This is a genomic window from Novosphingobium sp. AAP83 (assembly GCF_001295795.1).
Classification (GTDB): Bacteria; Pseudomonadota; Alphaproteobacteria; order Sphingomonadales; family Sphingomonadaceae; genus Novosphingobium.
In genome coordinates this window covers 91,476-114,763 of record NZ_LJHY01000022.1, presented here as the reverse complement: position 1 = coordinate 114,763, position 23,288 = coordinate 91,476, and the positions used below count along the sequence as shown (strand labels likewise).

Annotated in this window: 21 protein-coding genes; 12 read left to right on the top strand and 9 right to left on the bottom strand. The window is 59.4% G+C overall.

From position 1 onward, the window contains the following. The first annotated feature begins 56 nt into the window (after nt 1–56). A complete protein-coding gene (locus IP81_RS12185) occupies nt 57–881 on the top strand; it encodes a cytochrome b/b6 domain-containing protein (RefSeq protein WP_054108531.1) in 825 nt (274 codons plus the stop codon). Then, nucleotides 878–1,627: a molybdopterin-binding protein gene (locus tag IP81_RS12180; protein ID WP_054108270.1), complete on the top strand. Its 750-nt coding sequence runs from the start codon at nt 878–880 to the stop codon at nt 1,625–1,627. The genes IP81_RS12185 and IP81_RS12180 overlap by 4 nt, the downstream gene beginning before the upstream one ends. A 17-nt stretch (nt 1,628–1,644) precedes the next feature. Here IP81_RS12180 and gorA read toward each other — a convergent pair whose 3' ends face one another. Together gorA and pgi are read right to left on the bottom strand one after the other, a co-directional pair. After that, nucleotides 1,645–3,006, bottom strand: a complete 1,362-nt coding sequence (gorA, locus tag IP81_RS12175; protein WP_054108530.1) for a glutathione-disulfide reductase — start codon at nt 3,004–3,006, stop codon at nt 1,645–1,647. A 72-nt stretch (nt 3,007–3,078) separates the two neighbouring features. Next, nucleotides 3,079–4,602, bottom strand: a complete 1,524-nt coding sequence (gene pgi, locus IP81_RS12170; protein ID WP_054108269.1) for a glucose-6-phosphate isomerase — start codon at nt 4,600–4,602, stop codon at nt 3,079–3,081. A gap of 166 nt (nt 4,603–4,768) precedes the next feature. On the opposite strand from pgi, the gene lepB reads away from it, so the two are divergent. The 4 genes from lepB to IP81_RS12150 are packed head-to-tail and all read left to right on the top strand — an operon-like array spanning nt 4,769 to nt 8,094. Next, nucleotides 4,769–5,656 (top strand): signal peptidase I, encoded by an 888-nt coding sequence (gene lepB, locus IP81_RS12165; protein ID WP_369800747.1) that lies wholly within the window; start codon nt 4,769–4,771, stop codon nt 5,654–5,656. Then, a complete protein-coding gene (gene rnc, locus IP81_RS12160) occupies nt 5,611–6,327 on the top strand; it encodes a ribonuclease III (RefSeq protein ID WP_197274612.1) in 717 nt (238 codons plus the stop codon). Before lepB ends, rnc begins: the two co-directional genes overlap by 46 nt. Before the next feature lie 49 nt (nt 6,328–6,376). After that, on the top strand, nt 6,377–7,270 hold the full coding sequence (gene era / locus IP81_RS12155; protein ID WP_054108267.1) for a GTPase Era: 894 nt from the start codon (nt 6,377–6,379) through the stop codon (nt 7,268–7,270). Further along, nucleotides 7,267–8,094 carry an SGNH/GDSL hydrolase family protein gene (locus tag IP81_RS12150; RefSeq protein ID WP_082356131.1) on the top strand — a complete coding sequence of 276 codons (828 nt, stop codon included), beginning with the start codon at nt 7,267–7,269 and terminating at the stop codon, nt 8,092–8,094. The genes era and IP81_RS12150 overlap by 4 nt, the downstream gene beginning before the upstream one ends. A gap of 57 nt (nt 8,095–8,151) precedes the next feature. On the opposite strand, the gene topA is transcribed toward IP81_RS12150, so the two are convergent. The 3 genes from topA to plsY form a co-directional block, all read right to left on the bottom strand. After that, nucleotides 8,152–10,767 carry a type I DNA topoisomerase gene (topA, locus tag IP81_RS12145; RefSeq protein WP_054108265.1) on the bottom strand — a complete coding sequence of 872 codons (2,616 nt, stop codon included), beginning with the start codon at nt 10,765–10,767 and terminating at the stop codon, nt 8,152–8,154. Nucleotides 10,768–10,880: 113 nt separating this feature from the next. Continuing rightward, nucleotides 10,881–11,993: a DNA-processing protein DprA gene (gene dprA / locus IP81_RS12140; protein WP_054108264.1), complete on the bottom strand. Its 1,113-nt coding sequence runs from the start codon at nt 11,991–11,993 to the stop codon at nt 10,881–10,883. Next, entirely contained in the window at nt 11,990–12,571 is a 582-nt protein-coding gene (gene plsY / locus IP81_RS12135) for a glycerol-3-phosphate 1-O-acyltransferase PlsY (RefSeq protein WP_054108263.1), read from the bottom strand. Before plsY ends, dprA begins: the two co-directional genes overlap by 4 nt. Before the next feature lie 81 nt (nt 12,572–12,652). Between plsY and murI the strand changes: the two genes are divergently transcribed. From murI to hemA, 3 genes are all read left to right on the top strand, one after another. Beyond that, the gene (gene murI, locus IP81_RS12130; protein WP_054108262.1) at nt 12,653–13,486 is read left to right on the top strand and encodes a glutamate racemase; all 834 of its coding nucleotides are present in this window, start codon (nt 12,653–12,655) and stop codon (nt 13,484–13,486) included. Nucleotides 13,487–13,530: 44 nt separating this feature from the next. Continuing rightward, complete coding sequence (locus IP81_RS12125; RefSeq protein ID WP_157573190.1) at nt 13,531–14,451, top strand: MBL fold metallo-hydrolase; 921 nt, start codon at nt 13,531–13,533, stop codon at nt 14,449–14,451. A gap of 135 nt (nt 14,452–14,586) precedes the next feature. Continuing rightward, nucleotides 14,587–15,807 carry a 5-aminolevulinate synthase gene (gene hemA / locus IP81_RS12120; protein WP_054108260.1) on the top strand — a complete coding sequence of 407 codons (1,221 nt, stop codon included), beginning with the start codon at nt 14,587–14,589 and terminating at the stop codon, nt 15,805–15,807. 435 nt (nt 15,808–16,242) lie between these two features. Here the strand turns inward: hemA and IP81_RS12115 are convergent, their stop codons facing one another. The 4 genes from IP81_RS12115 to IP81_RS12100 form a co-directional block, all read right to left on the bottom strand. Further along, entirely contained in the window at nt 16,243–17,448 is a 1,206-nt protein-coding gene (locus tag IP81_RS12115; protein WP_054108528.1) for a type III PLP-dependent enzyme, read from the bottom strand. A gap of 252 nt (nt 17,449–17,700) precedes the next feature. Further along, complete coding sequence (locus IP81_RS12110; RefSeq protein WP_054108259.1) at nt 17,701–18,912, bottom strand: carboxynorspermidine decarboxylase; 1,212 nt, start codon at nt 18,910–18,912, stop codon at nt 17,701–17,703. 58 nt (nt 18,913–18,970) lie between these two features. After that, a complete protein-coding gene (locus tag IP81_RS12105; protein WP_054108258.1) occupies nt 18,971–19,360 on the bottom strand; it encodes a GxxExxY protein in 390 nt (129 codons plus the stop codon). Nucleotides 19,361–19,414: 54 nt separating this feature from the next. Further along, nucleotides 19,415–20,620 (bottom strand): saccharopine dehydrogenase family protein, encoded by a 1,206-nt coding sequence (locus IP81_RS12100; RefSeq protein WP_054108257.1) that lies wholly within the window; start codon nt 20,618–20,620, stop codon nt 19,415–19,417. Nucleotides 20,621–20,880: 260 nt separating this feature from the next. On the opposite strand from IP81_RS12100, the gene IP81_RS12095 reads away from it, so the two are divergent. From IP81_RS12095 to IP81_RS12085, 3 genes are all read left to right on the top strand, one after another. Beyond that, complete coding sequence (locus tag IP81_RS12095) at nt 20,881–22,098, top strand: DUF3419 family protein (RefSeq protein ID WP_054108256.1); 1,218 nt, start codon at nt 20,881–20,883, stop codon at nt 22,096–22,098. After that, nucleotides 22,098–22,754 (top strand): class I SAM-dependent methyltransferase, encoded by a 657-nt coding sequence (locus IP81_RS12090; RefSeq protein WP_054108255.1) that lies wholly within the window; start codon nt 22,098–22,100, stop codon nt 22,752–22,754. The genes IP81_RS12095 and IP81_RS12090 overlap by 1 nt, the downstream gene beginning before the upstream one ends. Nucleotides 22,755–22,838: 84 nt before the next feature. After that, a complete protein-coding gene (locus IP81_RS12085; RefSeq protein ID WP_054108254.1) occupies nt 22,839–23,270 on the top strand; it encodes an MAPEG family protein in 432 nt (143 codons plus the stop codon). Nucleotides 23,271–23,288: the final 18 nt, after the last annotated feature.

The window sequence follows — 23,288 nt, the reverse complement described above, 5'->3', positions numbered from 1 at the left end:
GTGTTTGCATCCCATCATACCGGGAGGCGGGCGTGGACGCGACAGAGCCTGTTGAAATGCTACGCGATGCCAGTAGCGTTGCCCCCGGCCCGCTGGTCTATCGCACACATCTGCCGGTGCGGATCTGGCACTGGATCAACGCTTTGAGCATTTTCGTGATGCTGATGAGCGGGGCGACGATCTTCAACGCACATCCCCGGCTCTACTGGGGTGCCTATGGCGCGAACTTTGATGAACCCTGGCTGGTCATCGGACGGCGTGGACAGGAAGGTTTTGTCAATCTGCTTGGCCTTGAAATTCCCACGACCGGATTTTTGGGTTTCACCGAAAATTCAATCCGTGCATTTCCGCCGCTGGTGACTATCCCGAATTACTATAGTTTGGCTGAAGGGCGGCAATGGCACTTCTTTTTTGCGTGGGTTCTGGTGATTTCAGCCGTTCTCTATCTGCTCTATTCAATTTTATCGAAGCATCTTTCGCGCGATCTGGCGTTGCAGCCGCATGAGCGCAAGTTTGGCCATCTGTGGCATGACCTGAAACAGCATGCGCGGCTGCGTTTCCCGAAGGGCGAAGCTGCAAGGGCCTATAACCCGCTGCAAAAAATCGCCTATCTGGGCGTGATTTTTGGGTTGATACCATTGGTGGTGCTGACCGGATTGACGATGTCACCGATGCTCAACGCAGCATTTCCGTGGCTGCTTGATCTGTTCGGCGGGCGGCAATCGGCGCGGTCGATCCACTTTTTGTGTGCTGGCGGGTTTGCGGCTTTTACCGTCATTCATCTTTTCATGGTGGTGCTCGCAGGCCCGATCAACGAACTGCGATCAATGGTGACGGGCTGGTATCGCCTGCCTGCCGAACGCATGGAGGACCGGCCATGACCTTGATTACACGCCGCGCGGCATTAGCCGGGGCCACGGGATTGCTGATGGCGGGTTGTGACAGGATCACAACCTCGCCGACGGTGCGTAAAGTTCTGACTCTGGGGGAGAAAGCGACGTTAAGCAGCCAGAAACTGGTGACTGGCCGCAATGCTTTGGCGCAAGAGTTCACCCGCGCCGATTTGTCGCCCCGCTTCAGGGTGAACGGCAATCGTCTGCCCGCATCGGCTGACTATGCCGCGCATATGACGAACGGCTTTGCCGATTGGGAACTGGAGGTTGCCGGGCTTGTGACGCGCCCACTAGCGATGACTTTGGCGCAATTGAAAGCCGCGCCGCAGCGCACGCAGATTACCCGCCATGATTGCGTAGAAGGGTGGAGTGCAATTGGCGAATGGACCGGCGTACCGCTGGGACTACTTTTGCGTCATGCAGGAGTTTCAGCGAAGGCGCAGTATGTGGTGTTTCATTGTGCCGACGATTTCTCGGGCATTCCGTTCTATGAAAGCATCGACATGGTCGAGGCGTTTCATCCGCAGACGATTCTTGCGCATACGATGAACCGGCAGGCCCTTTCGGTGGGGCATGGCGCGCCGATAAGGCTGCGCGCCGAACGCCAGCTTGGCTATAAGCAGGCCAAGTATGTGATGAAGATCGAGGCTGTTGCTTCATTGGACGGCATTTACGGCGGTAAGGGTGGCTATTGGGAGGATCATTCCGGCTATCAATGGAACGCCGGTATTTGATCCCCCCTAAGCCCGCTTCAGCGCATCAGGACGAGTTCTTCGGCCATCGATGGGTGCAAAGCGACGGTCGCATCGAAATCAGCCTTGGTCAGGCCTGCTTTGACCGCGATGGCGGCGGCTTGGAGGATTTCGGGTGAATCCGGGCCGATCATGTGGATGCCGAGCACCTTGTCAGTCGTGGCATCGACTATCATCTTGTAAAGTCCACGTTCAGGCCGGTGGCCGAAAATGTTTTTCATCGGGCGAAAATCCGATGAATAGACGCGAATATTGCTACCAAACGCCTTGCGCGCTTCAGCCTCAGTCATGCCGACGCCTGCCAATGGCGGTTGCGAGAACACCGCGCTGGGGATGCAATCGTAATTGAGCGTGGTTTCCTTGCCCCCGAAAATGCGGTCGGCAAAGGCTTGCCCCTCGCGGATGGCGACGGGGGTGAGCTGCACGCGGTCCGTTACGTCACCGACTGCATAGATGCTGTCGCACACGGTTTTGGCGTTGGCATCCACCGGGATTTCACCACGTTCGCCCAGCGTAATCCCGGCAGCTTCGAGGCCGAGGCCATCGGTCTTGGGGCGGCGGCCGGTGGCGACGAGCACGACATCGGCGATGACCGGATCAGGCTGGCCTTGCAGGAATACATGGAACGTGCCGTCTTCCTGCTTTTCCACGCGATCAAACGGGCAGTTAAAGCGGTACTGGATGCCGCGCGCCATGGTGATTTGCAGCAGCCGGTCACGCAAGGATTCGTCATAGCCGCGCAGCAGGGTTTCGCTGCGGTTGACGACCGTTACGTTACTGCCAAGCGCGTTGAAAATGCCTGCAAATTCCATCGCGATATAGCCCGCGCCCGAGATGACAACGCGCTTGGGCAGAGTTTCGAGATGGAACACCTCGTTCGAGGTGATGCAGTGTTCGCTGCCTGCGAATTCGGGCATCACCGGCCATGCGCCAGTGGCGATCAGGATGTACTTCGCGGTAATTTCGCGCCCGCTGTCAGCCAGTTTGACCGAGTTGGGGCCGGTGATGGTGGCGCGTTCGAGGAAACGTTCAACCTTGTTGTTTTCGAGCGTGGTTGTGTAGGCGGTGTTGAGGCGATCAACATCCTTCAAAACAGCGTCACGTAACGTCGGCCAATCGAACGTCATCTTCTCGACCGTCCAGCCATAATTGGCCGCGTCCTGCAACTCTTCGGCGAAGTGTGAGCCGTAGACCAACAGCTTTTTGGGCACGCAGCCACGGATGACGCAGGTGCCGCCGACGCGGTATTCCTCGGCCACCGCAACGCGCGCACCATGGTTTGATGCGATCCGGCTGGCGCGCACGCCACCCGATCCTGCACCGATCACGAAAAGGTCGTAGTCGAATTCCTGCTCAGCCATCATGCGCTCCTGTATTGGATGCGCATATGGCCTCTGGTCCTTCGCAAGACCAGAGGCTTTGCGTGCAATTCTTCAGCCGCCAATGCCCGCCGCTTGAAGCAGGGCTTCGGTCGACGGGTCAAAGCCCTCGCCACCACCGGATTCGATCTGCTTGGCGATGGCCTTGCCCAGTTCGACGCCAAACTGGTCGAACGGGTTGATGCCGAGCATGGCCGCCGAAACGAACGTGCGGTGTTCGTGGAAGGCGATCAACGCGCCGAGCGTGGCGGGGTTTAGCTCATCGCACAGGATCGTGGCCGAAGGGCGATCACCGGGATAGGCGCGGGCGCCATCTTCCGACGATTTGCCCGCCATCAGCGCCGCGCCCTGGGCGAAGCAATTGGACAGCAGGATTTCGTGGTGCGCGGGATCAAGATCGTGGCCTTGCGCTTTGACAGCAAGGAAATCGACCGGGATCAGATGCGTGCCCTGATGGAGCAACTGGAATACTGCGTGCTGCGCATCGGTGCCCACGCCGCCCCATGTAACCGGCGCGCTGGCGCGGTGTAGCGGGGTGCCATCGGCATGGACGCGCTTGCCATTGGATTCCATTTCAAGCTGCTGGAGATAGCTTGGCAGCAATGCGAGGCGTTCATCATAGGCGAACACTGCGCGGGTCTGGCAGCCACGGACTTGCGCGTAATAAAGGTCGGCAAAGGCGGCGCGGACGACGACGTTTTCGCCGATCTCTGCGTCGATGAAGTGGCGGTCAATCGCTGCTGCACCATCGAGGAATTCGGCAAAGCCCTGCCAACCCAGTGCGATGGCAACGGGGAAACCGATTGATGACCAGAGCGAATAGCGCCCGCCGACGGTTTCGGAAAATGGCAGGATGCGGGTTTCATCGACGCCCCATTCAACCGCTTTGTCGGGCGCGGCGGTAAGCGCGATCACGCGGCCATAGGGATCGGACACGCCGCCTTCGCGCAACCAGTCGAGCGCGCTAAACGCATTGGTGATGGTTTCGGTAGTGGTGAAGGTTTTGGAGGCGAGCGCAATCATCGTGGTTGCAGGATCGCAAGCCTTCATCGCCGCTTCCAACGCGCAGCCATCAATGTTCGAGACAACATGGACCGCCACTTTGGCACCATTGCGGGTAAGCGCATCGATTGCCAGGGCAGGGCCGAGGGCGGAGCCGCCGATGCCGATGTGGATCAGGCTTTTGACATCGCCCAAAGCGCCTTCGTGAATCGCATCGACCAGCATTTGCATGCGCGCGTGGAATTCAGCGGCTTGTTCAACGCTGCTGTCTTTGCCGATACCGCGTTCAGCCGTGTGCTCAGCCGCGCGGCCTTCGGTGTTGTTTATCTTCTCGCCGTCGATCAGCGCGTGGCGGCGGCCTGCGAAGTCCATGGCAGCGGCGATAGCGGCAAGTTGCGCTTCAACTTCGGCGGAGAGATGGGTTTTGGACCAATCGAAGCGGATCGGGCCGCCGGGTAAGTCAAGATCGGTCGCGTAATTGGCAAGCCTGGAGGTATCGGTAAACAGCTCCTTCAAAGTTGGCCGGGGCAGGCCTTCAAGCGCTGTCCACAAGGGTTCGGCTTGCTCTGTGGTCATAGTCATACTCTTTCATGCGCGAATGGTTAATGGCGTTATGCCCGCTCTACGGACCATCGCCAACCCGCTGTTCATAGGCAATCAAGGTTTAAAATCGTATTTCCTTTACTGTATTATCCAAACAACACACTTGACGAAGAGGCTTGCTGGCAACATGACCGCGATAATGAACGACACGCCCGACGCCTCGCCAGACACTTCACCGCAGCCGCTGCCCCCCTCACCGCCTGCGAAGAAGGAAGAGAAGGAGGACAGTTTTCCGGTCTTCCTGCTCAAGTTGGTGCTGGTGGTGGCGATTTTCCGCAGCTTTATCTTCGCGCCATTCAACATTCCTTCGGAATCGATGCTGCCACGGCTTGAAAACGGAGATTACTTGCTCGCCGCCAAGTGGCCTTACGGGTTCAGCAAATATTCGCTGCCGTTTAGCTTGCCGTTAGTCCCCGGACGCTTGCTGGCAAGCCAGCCTGAGCGCGGTGATGTAGTGATTTTCAAAGCGCCCCCCACCAACGACGTGGATTACATCAAGCGTGTGATCGGCCTTCCGGGCGATACTGTACGGGTGATTGATGGCACGCTTTATCTGAACGGTCGTGCTGTGCCCAAAGAGCGCGTTGAAGATTTTGTTATCCCGGTCAGCCCGAATACGAAGTGCGCCCGCCCCAAATTCCAGTCGGAATTCGAGGTTGCCGACGAGGCAGGCAAAGCGGTGTGCAGCTATCCGCAGTATCGCGAGACGCTGCCCAATGGCAAAACCTATAACGTGCTCGATTTCGGACAGACGGTCACTTACGATCCCAAGGATATCAACGCTGACAATACAGCGGCAACAATCGTGCCTGAGGGCTACATGTTCGTGATGGGAGACAATCGCGACAATTCGCTCGATAGCCGTTTTCCGGCGACAAAGGGCGGCGGCGTGGGGCTTGTTCCCCAGAAGAACCTTGTCGGCAAAGCCACTATCATGATGTGGTCAACCGATGGTAGCGCCAATTGGTTCCTGCCGTGGACATGGTTCACCGCAGCGCGCTGGAACCGCATCGGGGGTACGTTCTGAGCACGCTTTCAGCAGAGGCTGCCGCCTATATTGCGGAGCTGACCGGCAAGGCCCCTGCCCGCGCCGATCTGTGGGCCGATGCGCTGACGCATGGCTCGATGGGAGAGGCGCGCGATTACCAGCGGCTGGAGTTTCTGGGCGACCGGGTGCTGGGGCTGGTGATCGCCGATTGGCTGCACGAGAAAAGCGATGCCGCCGAGGGCAAGCTCTCGCAGCGTTTGAACGCGCTGGTCAGCCGCGAGACTTGTGCCGATGTGGCGCGCACGATTGCGGTGCCGGGGCATATCCGGCTGGGCAAGCAGGCGCGCGATGATGGCGGCGTGCAGAGCGACAACATTCTGGGCGACGTGATGGAGGCGCTGATCGGCGCGCTGTTCGTTGAACGCGGTTTCGATGCCGCGCGCGATTTCGTGCGCAAGGTGTGGGACAAGCCGATGGCTTCGGGCACCGGCCAGCGCAAGCATCCCAAGGCCGCGTTGCAGGAATGGGCAGCAGGCAACCGCCGTAAGCCGCCGGTCTATACGCTTGTCTCGCGCGATGGACCGGATCATTCGGCGACCTTTACCGTTGCCGTGGAAGTCAAAGGCGTAGGCCAAAGCACTGCGCGCGGATCAAGCAAGCAGGAAGCCGAAACGGCAGCCGCGCGCGCTTTCATGCAGGCTTATGCCTGAAGGCCTTTTGGCCTATAGTCACCCGACATAACCGATAGAGAATTCATAAATGACCGAAAAATGTGGCCTTGTGGCTGTGCTGGGCGCGCCTAATGCCGGTAAATCGACCCTCGTCAATTCGCTGGTGGGGCAGAAAGTGGCGATTGTTTCGGCCAAGGCGCAGACGACGCGTGCAAGGCTGATGGGTATTGCTTTGGCGGGCGAAACGCAGATCATTCTGGCCGATACGCCGGGCTTGTTCGAGCCCAAACGAAGGCTGGATCGTGCGATGGTGAGCGCGGCATGGGATGGCGCGCAAGAGGCCGATGCGATCCTGCTGGTGGTGGATGGCCGCAAGAAGAAGCGCGATTACCTCGACCCGATCATCGCCAGCCTGAAAGACCGGCCAGAGCGCAAGATTCTGGTGCTGAACAAAGTGGATTCGACCGCCAAGGAACCGCTGCTGATCACGGCAGAGGCGCTGGTGGCCGATGTGGGGTTTGACGAGGTCTTCTTCGTCTCGGCGCTGACCGGTGACGGTGTGCCCGAATTGAAGCAGCGTTTGGCCGATCTGATGCCCGAAACGGCGTGGCATTATCCGGCAGATCAGGTGTCTGATGCCAGCGAGCGGTTGATGGCGGCGGAAATCACGCGCGAGCAATTGTATCGCCAGCTTCACGATGAACTGCCCTATGACAGCACCGTGCGCCCGGAAAAGTATATCCACCGCAAGGATGGATCGGTCGAGATCCATCAGCAGATCGTGATCAGCCGCGAAAGCCAGCGCCCGATTGTGCTGGGCAAGGGTGGCGCGAAGATAAAGGCCATCGGCGAAGCTTCCCGCAAGGAACTGGCCGGACTGCTGGAGACGAAAGTCCACTTGTTCCTGCATGTGAAGGTAGATGAACGCTGGGCCGATGCCCGTGAGATATATGAAGAAATCGGCTTGGAGTGGGTGAAATGAGATTGGCGGGCTTTGTTGGCAGTCTGGTTTTGGCATTCATCGCGGCTCCTGCATGGAGCAAGCCTGCTGCCCTGCCCGAGGGCGCGCGTTATGTGGCTATGGGCAGTTCGTTTGCCTCCGGACCGGGCGTTGGGCCGAATACACCCGACACGCCGCAGCGGTGTGGGCGGGGAACGCTCAATTATCCCAACCTTCTTGCACAGCGGCTCAAACTGAAGCTGGTGGATGCAACGTGTGGCGGGGCCAAGACCGAGCATGTTCTGGGCGCGTGGGATGAAGTGCCGCCGCAGATCGATAGTGTCGATGCCGATACGCGGCTGGTGACGATCACGATTGGCGGCAATGATATCGGGTTCATGACCAACATCTTTGCCGCCTTGTGCGAGCGAGCGGAAAAGCCCGCACCGCGTTGCCCCAAATGGCGGGCCGCAGACGAGGCCGAATGGAAGGGCGACGAATTGCGGATGCGCGAGATCGTGCGCACGGTTCGCGCCCGCGCGCCCAAAGCGCGGATCGTGTTTGTGGACTATATCACCGTTCTGCCAGCCAAAACGGGATGTGCAGAGCTGCCCGTTTCAGCTGAAAGACTGGCGTTCAGCCAAAGCGTGGCAAAGCGTCTGGCCGCGATGACCGCGCAAGTCGCCCGCGAGGAAGGGGCCGAGCTCTTGAAGTTTTCGAACCTGTCGAAAGGCCATGCGCCTTGTTCGAAAACGCCGTGGAGCAATGGCGCCGTCGCGCCTGCTGACGACGGGATTCCGGTCCATCCCAACAAGGCCGGACACGCGGCCGCTGCTGCCGCTCTGGTGGCGTTTCTGACCCGTTAATCAGCTTTGCAGCGCGCTGCGGGCCCTTTCGGGCTCCCGCAGCGCATTACGTACCATCTATTCAGCAGCCGCTTTCGGCTTTTTTGCGGCGGGCTTTTTTGCCGGGGCTTTCTTGGCCGCAGGCTTTTTGGCAGCAGTTTTGGCCGGAGCCTTTTCTGCTGCGGCCTTTTTCGGTGCCGCCTTCTTTTTGACGACCTTCTTGCCCTTTGGCGGTCCTTTGGCGGCGCGCTCGTCGATCAGGACGATGGCTTCTTCCAGCGTCAGATCTTCGGGCTTCTTGTCTTTCGGCAAGGTTGCGTTGGTGGTGCCATCGGTGACGTAGGGACCATAGCGGCCCGCCATCAGCTTGATCTCGCCGCCCGAGGTGGGATGCGGGCCGAAAGTGTTGAGCGGTTCGGCAGCCACGCGCGCACCGCGACCGCCACCGGCAGCAGCGGCGGCGAGTAGCATGACGGCGGCGTTCATGCCGGTTTCGAACACCTCGGCAGTGGCCTTGAGCCGCGCATATTTGCCATCATGGGCAAGATAGGGGCCATAGCGGCCAATGCTGGCGGTGATCGGGTTGCCGCTCTCAGGATGCTTGCCAACTTCGCGGGGCAGGCTGAGCAGTTTCAACGCCCATTCGAAATCAAGCTCACCGATGTCCTTGGGGATCGAGGCGCGCTTGGCCTCCTTGCCATCGCCCAACTGGACGTAAGGGCCAAAGCGCCCGGATTTGCGGGTAACATCAAGGCCGGTGACAGGGTCTTGACCGAGCACGCTGTCATCATCGCCGCCATCGCCATCACTGCCGCCGGGTTGCGCGAATTTGCGGGTGAATTTGCACTCGGGGTAATTTGAACAGGCAACGAACGCGCCATAGCGTCCGCCACGTAACGACAGGCGACCTACAGCGCACTTGGGGCAAATGCGCGGATCGGTGCCGTCTTCGCGTGGGGGGAAGAGGTAATCTGACAGGAATTCGTCAAGCTCGGCCATGACCTCGCTCGGCTTGTTCTCCATGACCTCATCAGACTTGGGTTTGAAATCGCGCCAGAAATCAGCAAGTACGATCTTCCAGGCCGCACGCCCGCCCGAGACGTTATCGAGTTCGTCCTCCATCCCGGCGGTGAAATCATAAGCCACATAGCGCGGGAAGAAGCGTTCGAGGAACGCCGTGAGAAGTCTGCCCGATTCCTCTGCAAAGAAACGGTTTTTCTCGGTGCGGACGTAATTGCGATCCTTGAGGACTTGCAGCGTTGCGGCATATGTCGACGGGCGGCCGATGCCGAGTTCTTCGAGCCGCTTGACCAAGCTGGCTTCGGAATAGCGCGGGGGTGGCTGGGTGAAATGCTGGGCGGCATCAACCCCGCGCTTGGCGGGGGTATCGCCCTTGTTCATCGCCGGAAGCAGGCCGCTTTCCTCGTCGTCGCCATCCTGCTTCTGGTCGCGGCCTTCTTCGTAAACCGCGAGGAAGCCCGGGAATTTGATGACCTGCCCGGTGGCGCGCAGCTCGTGCTTGCCCGTGCCATCGCGCAGCGTGATGGTGGTGCGTTCGATGTTGGCCGAGGCCATCTGGCTGGCCATCGCGCGCTTGTAGATCAGATCATAGAGCCTCGCCTCATCGCTCGAACCATAGCGGTCCTTGGTGAAGTCGGTCGGGCGGATCGCCTCGTGCGCTTCCTGCGCGTTCTTGGCCTTGGTTTCATAATGACGCGGCTTTTCGGGCAGATAATGCCCGTCATAACGGTCAGAGATCGCCTTGCGTGCTTCGGAGATGGCGCTGGGGTCCATCTGCACGCCATCGGTACGCATGTAAGTGATCGCGCCCGCTTCATACAGCGTTTGCGCCACGCGCATGGTGTGGCTGGCCGAGAAGCCGAGCTTGCGCGCGGCTTCCTGTTGCAGGGTGGAGGTGGTGAACGGCGGATAGGGATTGCGGCGGGTAGGCTTGGTTTCCACCTCGTCTACGCGGAAGGTGGCGGATTCGACCAAGGCCTTGGCCTTGAGCGCCGCGCCTTCATTGCCCAGTGTCAGCTTATCGAGCTTTTCGCCCTCGAACCGGACAAGGCGGGCCGAGAATTCGGTGCCCAAATGTTCGAGTCGCGCGATAACCGACCAGTATTCTTGGCTGCGGAATGCTTCGATTTCGCGCTCACGCTCAACAATCAGGCGCAGCGCAACGGACTGCACGCGGCCAGCAGACTTTGCGCCCGGCAGCTTGCGCCAGAGCACGGGCGATAGCGTGAAGCCGAACAGGTAATCCAAGGCGCGGCGCGCGAGGTATGCATCGATCAGATCCTGATCGAGTTCGCGCGGGCGCTTCATCGCATCGGTCACGGTCTGCTTGGTGATCGCGTTGAAGGTGACGCGTTCGACTTCCTTGGGAAGTACCTTGCGCTTCTTCAGCAACTCTCTGACATGCCACGAAATAGCCTCACCCTCACGGTCAGGGTCAGTCGCCAGGATCAGACGGTCAGCGGTTTTGGCGGCATCGGTGATGGCCTTCACGCGCGAAGTTTTGTCGCCATACAATTCCCAGTCCATCGCGAAATCCTCGTCCGGACGGACAGAGCCATCCTTGGGCGGCAGATCGCGGATGTGGCCATAGGAGGCGAGCACCTTGTAGCCGGGGCCAAGGTACTTCTCGATGGTCTTGGCCTTGGCCGGAGATTCTACGATGACAAGCTGCATGACGGTTTAAAGCGGTCCTTACGTGTGCGTGTGCATGTACGTGCGTGCGATGGTGGGGATGGTTTGGGCCGTTCGTCAAGCCGCTGGATAGGCATTGACGGTTAAAGCTTTGATCAAGCCACCAGGCTAACCCTTCCCGCAGCGTGGCGTTGCAAGCGGCCCGCGAGTTCCAATTCGAGCAGCGCCATCTGGACCGCTCCGGCGCTGGACCCGCTTTGGCGGATGATTTCGTCTACGGCAACAGGCGCGAGGCCGAGCAGGCCGGCGATGTCGGCGGGTTCGTCGGTGATGTCTGCGGCGTAGGTTTCGGAAGGTTCGCGAAAGCTGGAGCGGGCTTGGCCTTCGAAACCCGCGAGCAGTTCGATCACATCATCGGGTGATTGGACGAGGATCGCGCCTTCGCGGATCAACTGGTTGCACCCTTGCGAGCGGCTGTCGAGCGGGGAGCCGGGGATCGCCATGACCTCGCGCCCGGATTCGGCGGCGAGGCGCGCGGTGATCAGTGAGCCGGACCTTGGCGCGGCTTCGACCACCAGCGTTCCGGTGGCAAGGCCTGCGATGATGCGGTTGCGGTGCGGGAAGTGGCGCGCCAGCGGTTCGGTGCCGGGGGGCATTTCGGCGATGAGCAGGCCTTGGCTGGCGACGTGTTCCTGAAGCTCGGTGTTTTCTGGCGGGTAGGTAATGTCGATGCCGCTGGCGATCACGCCAATGGTGCCGCCTCCATCGGCCATTCCGGCAAGCGCGCCGCGATGGGCGGCGGAATCGATCCCACGCGCAAGGCCGGAGACGACGACGTATCCCCTGCCCGCCAGCGCCGTGGCAAAATCACGCGAGAGTTTGACCGCTGCGGCAGAAGCATTGCGCGCGCCGACGACCGCGACGGATGGGCGGGATAGCAACGCGCTATCGCCGCGAACCGTGAGAATCGGCGGTGGGCTTTCAAGTGCAGCAAGCAAGGCGGGGTAATCAGGGCTATCGTGGAAAAGGTAGCGTGCGCCGTTGGAGCGTACGGCGGCGACTTCGGCCTCGATGCGTTCGATGGCTGCCGGGCGATAGGGCGCGCCTCCCCTTGCCGCGAGATCGGGCAAAGCTTCGAGTGCGGCGGATGCGGTGCCAAAGCGGCGGAGCAGCTGGTTGAAGCTGACCGGGCCGATGTTGGGCGAACGCAGCAGCCGGATGCGCGCAAACGCCTCGTCACGGGTGAGCGTGGCGGCGACGGCGGTCACTTCTTGCTGCCGACCCTGGGTTCGGTGCCGGCGCGCAGGCGGGCGATGTTTTCACGGTGGAGGAACAATACCAGCAGAGCCAGAAGGCCAAGCGCCAGCGCATATTGGGTGTGGCCCAAAAGCGCAGCAGCGATGGGCGCAACGACAGCGGCGCACATCCCGCCGAGCGAGGAAATGCGGCTGAGGCCGAGCACGCCGAGCCATGTGACCGCATAAGCAAGGCCAATCGGCCATGCCAAGCCAAGCGATACGCCCATAAGCGTAGCAACACCCTTCCCGCCCTTGAACTTCAGCCACAGCGGGAAGCAATGGCCGAGCACCGCAGCGACAGCGGCCAGCGCTTCGTTTCCGGGCCAGAAATGGCGGGCGAGCAGGACGGTGCACAGGCCCTTGCCCAGATCGAGCAGGAGGGTGGCGGCCGCAAGCCCCTTTTTGCCGGTGCGCAAGACGTTGGTCGCGCCGATATTGCCCGAACCGATCGCGCGCAAATCGCCCGCGCCGGTAAGGCTGGTGAGAATCAGGCCGAAGGGCACGGAGCCCAGCAGATAGCCGACGACAAGAGGCAAAAGCGTTTCCACAGCACGCTAATAGGCGCTCAATATACAAAAGCGAAAGAGGCCACTTTCCATTTTGCCGCCATTCCCGATACAAGGCCCGCGATGACCGGACAAAGTACAGATGCGATAGCCACCAGAACGGTCGAGCCAACCGCGCCGTTGCTGCTGTTTGATTCAGGCGTTGGCGGGCTTTCCGTGCTGGGCAAAGTGCGAGCGCTTTTGCCGCAAGCGCCTGTGATCTATGTGGCTGACAACGCGGGCTTGCCTTATGGTTCGAAAACTGAAGCGCAGATTGCAGCACGGGTTTCGGGGCTTTTGGGGCGGCTGACCGAGCGGTTCCGACCACGGCTGGTATGCATTGCCTGCAACACTGCATCGACCATTGCGCTGGCTTCAGTGCGTGAGGTTCTGGAGGTGCCGATTGTCGGCACCGTCCCTGCGATAAAGCCTGCCGCCGCCATCACGCGCACCGGAGTGATCGGCTTGCTAGGCACAGCGGCCACGATCCGGCAAGGTTATGTAGACCGGTTGGAGGCAGAGTTTGCTGCCGACAAGCGCCTGTTGCGCCACGGCGCACCGGAGCTGGTCAGCGCAGCCGAGGCAAAACTTCGCGGCGAATCGGTTGATCCGGCGGTTTATGCCCGCGCCGCCGCTGCGCTGCGCAATCTGCCCGATGGCGAGCGAATCGATACAGTGGTTCTGGCCTGCACGCACTTCCCGCTGATCGAGGACGAATTGCGGGCGGCGTTCGGCCCGGGCGTTGCATTTGTGGATGGCTCTGACGGCATTGCCCGCCGCGTGGCATATTTGACGCAAGGGCAGGACTGGCGGCGTGACCAGCCCGATTTTGCGCTGTTCACGCGGGGTGGGAGCGAATTGGACCAACTCGGGCCTGCGCTTGCCGCAAACGGGCTGGAGCACGTCGCGATTTTTTGACGGACCGTTTCAGCGAATATCCCGGCCGATTGGGGGGCCATTTGATGAGCAGATTTTCCAAAGCCTTGATTATCTTGCTGTTGCTGCTGGGAACAGGATATTACTGGCTGCTGGTGAACGCCGGCCCCGCAAATGCGCCAATCCGAACTTTTGACATGGATGAAATCCGCAAACAGGCTGATGCTATGCGCGGCAAAAAGCCCACCGGGCTGGAATATTTGACAATAGCAACGCGCGATTTGCCCGGCGCTGCGATGGCGGCCGGAACAGGACTACGCACGGTGCAAAGCGGCGTAATCGTGTGGCGTATCGCAACACCTAAAGGCGGGATCGTGATAGATAGCGGCCTATCACAAACCGACGCCGAGCAGATGGGCTTCAAGCAATACGATGCCATGGCTGCGGCAATAGTGGGCAAGTGGATGAATGATGCGAAAATGATCGTGTTCACGCACGAACACATCGATCACGTCGGCGGTTTTCTGGATTATGAAAAGTTCGATGCCGTGGCGAAGAAGGCCATCGTTTCGGCTGATTTGATGCGCGGGATGACATCATTATGGCGTGCAAATGCAGGGCGTCTTGGCCCGCCACGGAAGATGGCCGCAGTTGAAGCCATTGCACCGGGCGTTGTGCTGATCCAGACACCGGGGCATTCGGCGGGGTCACAGATGATTTACGTCGGCTTGCAAAACGGGCGTGAGTATATCTTCGCAGGCGATACGGGATCTCTGGCCAGCAACATCGTGAAGACTGTACCGCGCGGACGATTGCTGAGCGACTGGCTGGTGCAGGAAGACCGTGTGGCAACGATTGGCTGGCTGAAAGGCCTGAACTTGTTGCGCCAACAGAACCCGGCCTTGGTGATCATCCCGTCCCATGACCCACAATTCCTGCACAATTCGTCGGCTCAAGATGGTTTCACCAAGGCCGTTGCAGCGCAGCCAGCACCGAAAGCTCAATAGAACGACCTTTGGGACACTGCTGGTAAATCATGCTGGCAATGCGGATTCAACAGGCGTAGATGGCAAACATCCGGTGGACCCACGCCACCGGGCCTCAAGGGTAAACATGCCTTTGTTGCAGGAAGGAGCGTCGGGGTGAATTACGATCAGGTTTTCGATTCGGCTATCGAGCGCTTGCACTCGGAAGGCCGCTATCGCGTCTTCATCGACATCCTGCGCAACAAGGGCGCATATCCCAACGCGCGCTGCTTTGCGGGTCATAATGGTCCCAAGCCGATAACGGTATGGTGCTCGAACGATTACCTTGCCATGGGCCAACACCCCAAAGTGATCGAAGCGATGGAAGAAGCGCTGCACAATGTGGGCGCAGGCTCTGGCGGCACGCGCAACATCGGCGGCAACACGCACTATCACATCCAGCTTGAAGAAGAGCTTGCCGATCTGCATGGCAAGGATGGCGCGCTGCTGTTCACAAGCGGTTATGTCTCGAACGATGCCACGCTATCCACGCTAGCCAAGATCCTGCCGGGTTGCGTGATCTTCTCGGACGAACTGAACCACGCCTCGATGATCGCGGGCATTCGTAATTCAGGCGCGGAAAAGAAGGTGTTCCGTCATAACGACCTTGAGCATCTGGAAGAATTGCTGGCAGAAACCGATCCGGCCGTGCCTAAGCTGGTCGCGTTTGAATCGGTTTATTCGATGGACGGCGATGTGGCCCCGATCCATGCGATTTGCGATCTGGCCGAAAAGTACAATGCGCTGACGTATATCGACGAAGTTCATGCGGTTGGCATGTATGGCCCGCGCGGTGGTGGCATCACCGACCGCGATGAAGCGGCACACCGCATCGACATTATCGAAGGCACGCTGGGCAAGGCATTCGGCGTGATGGGCGGCTATATCGCGGCTGACACGCGGATCATCGACGTGATCCGGTCCTATGCGCCGGGCTTCATCTTCACGACATCGCTTTCGCCAGTGCTGGTCGCCGGTGTTTTGGCCTCGGTGCGCCACTTGAAATCATCGAGCGTCGAGCGTGAGGGGCAACAGGCTTCGGCGGCGTTCCTCAAGAAATCCTTTGCCGATGCGGGCCTGCCGGTCATGCCATCGACCACGCATATCGTACCACTGATGGTGGGCGATCCGGTGCGTGCAAAGAAGATCGCCGATATCCTGCTGGCCGAATACGGCGTCTACGTGCAGCCGATCAATTACCCAACCGTGCCACGCGGCACAGAGCGTCTGCGCTTCACGCCGGGGCCATCGCATTCGGATGCGATGATGACCGAATTGACAGCAGCGCTGGTGGAAATCTGGCAGCGGATGGAACTGGACTTGCGCAAGGCTGCCTGAGGCGGGTTTGTGATGGTTTGTGAGATTGAGCCCTCCCCTTGCCGGGAGGGCTTTTTCATTTGTAATTTGTATTGCTTACAACAGAAGATTGGGATGCGCTAAAAATTTTATCCTCTAAAATCTCAATTGGAGTAACTAAAATGGTTTGGCTGACCTTGATACTTCTAATAATAATTGTCACCCAACTTGGCCTAATAATATCGCTAGTTCGGCATCAGACAGCAATGATCAGAGCTGCTAGCGACCTTAATTTGGAAGCACAGGCGCGATTGTATGGCCAAGTAGAAGCCGCAGAAACTCATTTGAGTAAAATGCCAAAAATGCGTCAACCATGGGAAACTTGATTGCATAATTGCCGTGGACTAATGCCGCACCAACAAAAAAAGGCCCCACCTTTCGGCGGGGCCTTTTCAACTCACACCGCAGTTTGGGCGATCAGCGCAGTGATACGACGTTGTCCGAGACGCGGGGATCGCGGCGGTCACCGCGGTACTGGCTCGACATCGGTTCGTCCGCCACTTCATAGACTTCGGTTGCGCCAAAGCCGTTGAAGGCGGTTTTCATGGCCGCTCCGTATGCGCCGAGCATGCCGATTTCGATGTAGTCCCCTGCACGGATGTTCGAAGGAAGTTCGAACGGGCCGTCCATGTGGTCCATATCGTCGCAAGTCGGGCCGTAGAAGCTGAAGGGCTCCATTTCGATCTCTACGCCGTCGTTGGCCACTTCGTTGCGCAGGACGCGCACAGGGAAGCGCCAGCCGACATGGGCGGCATCGAACAGCGCACCGTAAGCGCCGTCGTTGATATAGAGTTCGGTGCCACGGCGGCGTTCGACGCGCACGATCATTGAATTGTATTCCGCCGAGAGCGCGCGGCCCGGTTCGCACCACAGTTCGGCCGAGTAGGACACCGGCAGCGATTCATAGGTACGGTCGATCACGCCGAAGTAATCTTCGAGCGGGGGCGGTTCCATACCGGGGTAGATCGACGGGAAGCCGCCGCCGACATCGATGATGTCAACGAGAACCGATGCGTCGACGATGGCCGCACGCACACGCTCAAGCGCCTGGACATAGGCGTGAGGGCTCATCGACTGGCTGCCGACGTGGAAGCACACACCGAGCGAATCCGACACCTGACGCGTGGCCTGGAGCAATTCAGCGGCATTGGTCAGATCGCAGCCGAACTTTGAGGCGAGGCTGAGTTCCGAATATTCCGACGATACGCGCAGACGCACGCAGAGCGTAAGGTCTTCTGCCTGATCGGTCGCTTCGGTGATCTTTTCCAGCTCTTCAAACGAATCGAGGCTGAAAACGCGCACGCCATAATCGTAATAGGCGGCACGGATCGCGCTGGAGGACTTGACCGGATGCATGAAGCACAGGGTAGCTTCGGGAAGCGTTTCGCGCACAAGGCGCACTTCCACGATCGAGGCGACGTCGTAATGCGTCACGCCCGAGTCCCACAGCACACGCAACAAATCCGGCGAGGGATTGGCCTTTACCGCATAGAGCGACTTGCCCGGAAACTTCTCGACGAAGAAGCGGGCGGCGCGCGCGGCAGCATGCGAACGGTTCAGAATGGCAGGTTGGTCAGGCGCCGAGGCGCCAACTACAGCCAATGCGTTAGGATAGATGTGCAACTCAAGGGACCCCCAAACGGAACGTTGAACAAGGCTGCCTTGCGGTTTGGAAGTCCCCATGGGGCAGCGAGAGGGGGTAAATAAAGCCCTCTCGCTGAACATCAAGTGAAAAAGGACCCCCTGCAAATGCGTGTCAGAAAAATGAAATATTTCTAGCCAAATCGCAGCATTTTCAGGGGTTCTTCCGGGCCTCACGAACGGCCCCCGTCATTAAGGGCATGTCGATGATTGCCGAATCATTGCCGCAGATTTTCAGGAAAGCCGGTCGCGGAAGTCCTGATAGGTAAAGCCGCGCACTTTTTGCAGGGCATCGGTGCTGCTGTCCCACAGCCAGATCGACGGCAGCGGCACGCCGTTGAAGGTGGTGGTCTTGACCATCGAATAGTGCGCCTGATCGAGGAACGCGAAGCGCGTGCCGGGTTCGGCTCCCTGCGGCAGGCGGTAATCGCCGATCACATCGCCTGCAAGGCATGACGGACCACCAAGCCGGACGGGTGCCCCGCCATCGCCCCCAATGTCTCCGGCGTCTTCGTACTCGTCGATGGGCAGTTCGCCCAGCATGGCAGGACGATAGGGCGCTTCGATTACGTCGGGCATGTGGCAGGTGGCCGAAATGTCCGTGACGGCCAGTTGCATGCCGTTCCAGTGCGTATCGAGCACGGTGCCGACGAGGATGCCCGCGTCGAGCGCGACGGCTTCACCGGGTTCGAGATAGATTTCGCAACCGGTTTGCGCTTTGACCGCTTTGAGGAAGGCGACGAGATCATCGCGCTGGTAATCGGCCCGCGTGATGTGGTGGCCGCCACCGAAGTTCAGCCACTTGAGCTGGCCGAGGTAAGGCTCGATTCGCGGCAGGAGGGCATCCCACGTGCGCTGGAGCGGTTCGAAGTCCTGTTCGCACAAAGTGTGGAAGTGGATGCCGTTGACGCCTTCGAAGTGCTCGGGCGCTAACTGATCGACGGGGAAGCCGAGGCGCGAATGCGGGGCGCATGGATCATAGCGCGGCACTTCGCCTTCAGCATGGAGCGGGTTTACGCGCAGGCCGATATCAAACACATCGCCGCGCGCCTTGGCCGCTGCGACCTCGCCCTTGAAACGGGCGTGTTGGCCGGGGGTATTGAAGATCACATGATCGGAGAGCCGGAGAATTTCGGGCAGGTCTTCAGCCTTGTAGGCCGCGCAATAGGTGGCGATTTCGCCCTTGTAGTGTTCCGCCGCCAGCAGTGATTCCCACAAGCCGGAACTGCACACACCGTCGAGGTATTCGCCGATGACGGCTGCGACTTTCCACATGGAAAACGCCTTCATCGCAGCAAGGACTTTGATCCCGGCACGGTCGCGCACATCGGCCAGCACTGCCAGATTGGCGCGCAGCTTCGCCTCGTCCACGACGAAGGCGGGGCTATCGACACGGCTAAGGTCAAAGTGGGCAAACGCGCCCGGATCGCCGGCTTTAGTTTCCATATTGCCACCTCGATTGGTTCACGCAGAGACGCGGAGAAAGAAAATGAGACGCGGAGAGTTAGTCAGGTTTGTAGTCGTTGACCACTCTGCGGATGCCGTCTTTTAGGGTGGCTTCGGAGAAATTGAGAAGCAGCCCAACGGGCTGCTTAAGCAATCTAAGGTACGTCAGTAACTGTTTCGCGTGGGCTTTGCTCAGCTGTTCGACAGCCTTGATCTCAAGGATCAACCGCTCATCAACCAGCAAGTCGATCTTGAACGCCGGATCGTAGGTGACGCCGTCGAAGACAGCTTTAACCTGAACCTGACGTTCGACATTCAGACCCCGGCCCCTCAACCGTCTTGCGAGGACTGACTCGTAGACGGACTCATACAAGCCGGGACCGAACTCCTTATGGATGGCAATGGCCTCCTCAATGGCGATCGAACTCAAAACATCAATCGGAAGCACCAGCCCCTCCGCGTCTCTTCTTCCTTCTCCGCGCCTCTGCGTGAAACAAAAAAATCAAAACGCCAGCGGGCCTGCCAGTTCCTTGACCTGCCACGGCAGGCCGTGCTGGTTGAGCATGTCCATGTAGGGATCGGGATCGAGCTGTTCGATGTTGAACACGCCGGTGCCGCTCCAGATGCCCTGTACCATCAGCGCTGCGCCGATCATCGCTGGGACGCCGGTGGTGTAGCTGACGGCCTGGTTGCCGGTTTCGGCAAAGGCGTCTTCGTGATCGCAGATGTTGTAGATGTAGAAGGTCTTTTCCACGCCATCCTTAAGGCCGGTGGCGATGTCGCCGATGTTGGTCTTGCCCTTGGTGGTGGCACCCAGCGAGGCGGGTTCGGGCAGGACGGCTTTGAGGAACTGGAGCGGGATGATTTCCTTGCCTTCGTACATCACCGGATCGATCCGCGTCATGCCGACGTTTTGCAGCACGGTGAGGTGCGTGATGTAGGCATCGCCGAAGGTCATCCAGAAGCGGATGCGTTCGATTCCGGGGATGTGATGCGCGAGGCTTTCGAGTTCCTCGTGGTACATCAGGTACATGTTCTTGGGGCCGACGGCTTCGAAATCGAAGGTTTCGCGGATGGTGAGCGCGGGCGTTTCGATCCATTCGCCATTGAGCCAGTGGCGCGCAGGCGCAGTCACTTCGCGGATGTTGATTTCCGGATTGAAGTTGGTGGCAAAGTGCTGGCCATGATCACCGCCGTTGCAATCAAGGATGTCGAGCGTGCGGATCGTGTCGAGCTTGTGCTTGCGCAGCCACGTGGCGAAAACGCTGGTAACACCGGGGTCGAAACCCGAACCCAGCAGCGCCATCAGGCCTGCTTCCTTGAAGCGCTCCTGATAGGCCCACTGCCACTTGTATTCGAACTTGGCCTCGTCAATCGGTTCGTAATTCGCGGTGTCCATGTAATTGACGCCAGCGGCAAGGCAGGCGTCCATGATGTGCAAGTCCTGATAGGGCAGCGCGAGGTTGACGACGAGGACAGGCTTGACTTCGTTCAGGAGCGCCGTGGTGGCGGCAACGTCATCTGCATCGATCTGGTAGATGTCGATGGTGACGCCGGTGCGCTCCTTAACCGAGGCGGCGATGGCGTCGCACTTGGATTTGGTGCGGCTGGCCAGCGCGATTTCGCTGAAGATACCGGCGTTCATCGCCATCTTGTGAACCGCAACCGAGCCGACGCCGCCTGCGCCGATGACGAGAACTTTAGCCATTGTATCTCCAAACCTTCGTGACCCTGCGCGGATGTCGGCGCGAGCATTTCATAACGCGCCTTTAGGATATCAGCATGACAAACCCAACCCCCACATTTTAGGGCCTTCATTTTCAGACATGGTCTGATTTGTCATGCGCGGCGCACAGTATGATAACGCGCTTTGTCAGACAGCAGTGTTACAACCGCAGCATTCCCAACACACAACCGCAACATGGCAGTTCTAAGCGCGACCAAGGTTCAATCATACCGGGGTTTGCCATGCTCGAACGCGCTCGTTCGCATCCGATTACGCGTTCCGTTGTCCGCCGTGGGGCGAGCGCGACCAACCGCCTGCTCGACCACGCTTTTGCTTTGGCATTTCGCGGACTGGTTTATGCGCAGATCTGGGAAGACCCCGACGTGGACATGGAAGCCTTGCAGATCAAACCGGACAGCCGGATGATCGCGATTGCCAGCGGCGGGTGCAATGTGTTGTCGTACCTGACGGCCAACCCCGAAGCAATTACGGCGGTTGATCTGAACACCGCACACATCGCGCTGAACAAGTTAAAGATCGGATCGGCGCGCTATCTGCCTGATTACGCACACTTCCGCCGGTTTTTTGCCGAAGCTGACAGTGCCGTCAACATCGCGGCCTACAAGACCCATATCGCGCCGCAGATGGACGAAACCACGCGCCGCTACTGGGAAGGCCGCGATCTGATCGGACGTCAGCGGATCGCCGGTTTTTCGAGCAATTTCTACAAGCGCGGATTGCTCGGCAACTTCATCGGCGTGGCGCATTTGCTGGCGCGGCTTTACCGGATCGATCTTTCGACGATCCTTGATGCCCGCACGGTGGAGGAACAACGCGAGGTGTTCGAGCGCGAAATGTCGCCGGTATTCGACAAGCGCTTCGTCCGGTGGTTGACCGATCAACCCGCATCGCTGTTTGGCCTTGGCATTCCGCCCGCGCAGTTTGATGCGCTGGCAGGCGATGAACCAATGGCCGAAGTACTGCGCCGCCGCCTTGCCAAGCTGGCCTGCGATTTCCCCGTGGGCGACAACTACTTCGCATGGCAGGCGTTCTCTCGCGGTTATGGCCGGGGCAATGAATGCCCGCTGCCGCCTTATCTGCAAGAGGCGAACTGGGAAGTTGTGCGCGAGCGCGCCAACCGCATCGATGTGCGCCATGCCAACCTGACCGAGCATTTGTCATCACTGGCCGATGCCTCGCTTGATCGTTATGTCCTGCTGGATGCGCAAGACTGGATGACGGACGTGCAATTGAACGATCTGTGGCGCGAGATTACGCGCACCGCCCGTCCCGGATCGCGGGTATTGTTCCGTACGGCGGCAGAGCCAAGCCTGTTGCCCGGCCGTGTAAACGACGAGATTTTGGCCCGTTGGCGTTATGATGAAGCGGTTTCGGCTGAGAGCACAGCGCAGGATCGGTCATCGATTTATGGCGGTGTCCACTTGTACGAGCTGGTGTGATGGCCTCGCTCGCCCCCTCGCCCTCCCCCACACCCGCCCATGGCGCGCTGATGGATGCGGTTTATCGCAACCAGAAGTACATTTATGACGCCACGCGCAAATACTATCTGTTCGGGCGGGACGGGCTGATCCGAAATCTGGAAGCAGCGCCGGGAATGAGCGTTCTGGAGATCGGCTGCGGCACGGGGCGCAATCTGGCTTGTGCGGCGCAATCTTGGCCCGGTGTGCGGATGCATGGTCTCGATATCTCGGACGAAATGCTATCCGTTGCACGCAAGCGGATGGGCGGTGATTGTGTTCTGGCACGCGGCGATGCGACCAGCTTTGACGCCGAAGCCCTGTTCGGGCAGGCGACGTTTGATCGCGTGTTTATCTCTTACGCTTTGTCGATGATCCCGCAATGGCAGCAGGCTTTGGATCAGGCCGCGCGCTCACTTGCGCCGGGTGGATCGCTGCACGTTGTGGATTTTGGCGATTTTGGCGGTTTACCAAGGCCAGCCCGCAGTTTGATGCATGGATGGTTGGCCAAGTTCCATGTTAGTCCGCGTGAAGACTTGGGAACGGTTGCGGCTGCGATAGCGCAGGAACACGGGCTAACCGTGCGCACTTTGCGCGGACGCTTTGGCTATTATCGGCGCATCACATTGCGCAAATGAAGGCCTTGGGGCATGAATAAGTTGCGATTGACAATCTAATTCCCTTCTCCCAATTTCCTGTGCAGGGTCGAGGGAGAATATTAGATGCAAAGCGCAATATTGATGCCGGCTGCCGCATTGGTGCTGTGGTCGTTGGTGATGCTGTTCTGGATGGCAGGATCGCGCCTTCCCGCTCTTTCAAAGCTTGGCGGGCTTGGCAGTGCAAAGCCCGGCGGGCGCGGGCAGGATCTTGAAGGGGTAATTCCCGATCAGATCAACTGGAAAGCCCACAACTATGCACACCTGATGGAGCAGCCGACGCTGTTCTACGCCAGCGTGATGATCCTCGCGATCTTGGGCGCGGGTTCGCTCGATGTGGCGCTGGCGTGGAGCTATGTGGGAATCCGTGTGGTCCATTCGGTCTGGCAGGCGACGGTCAATCGCGTGCCGGTGCGGTTTGCGCTGTTTCTGCTTTCCACCTTCTGCCTGATCGCGCTGGCGATCCGGGCCTTCAGCGCTACGCTCGGGCAAGCTTAAACACCAATAAATCGGGAG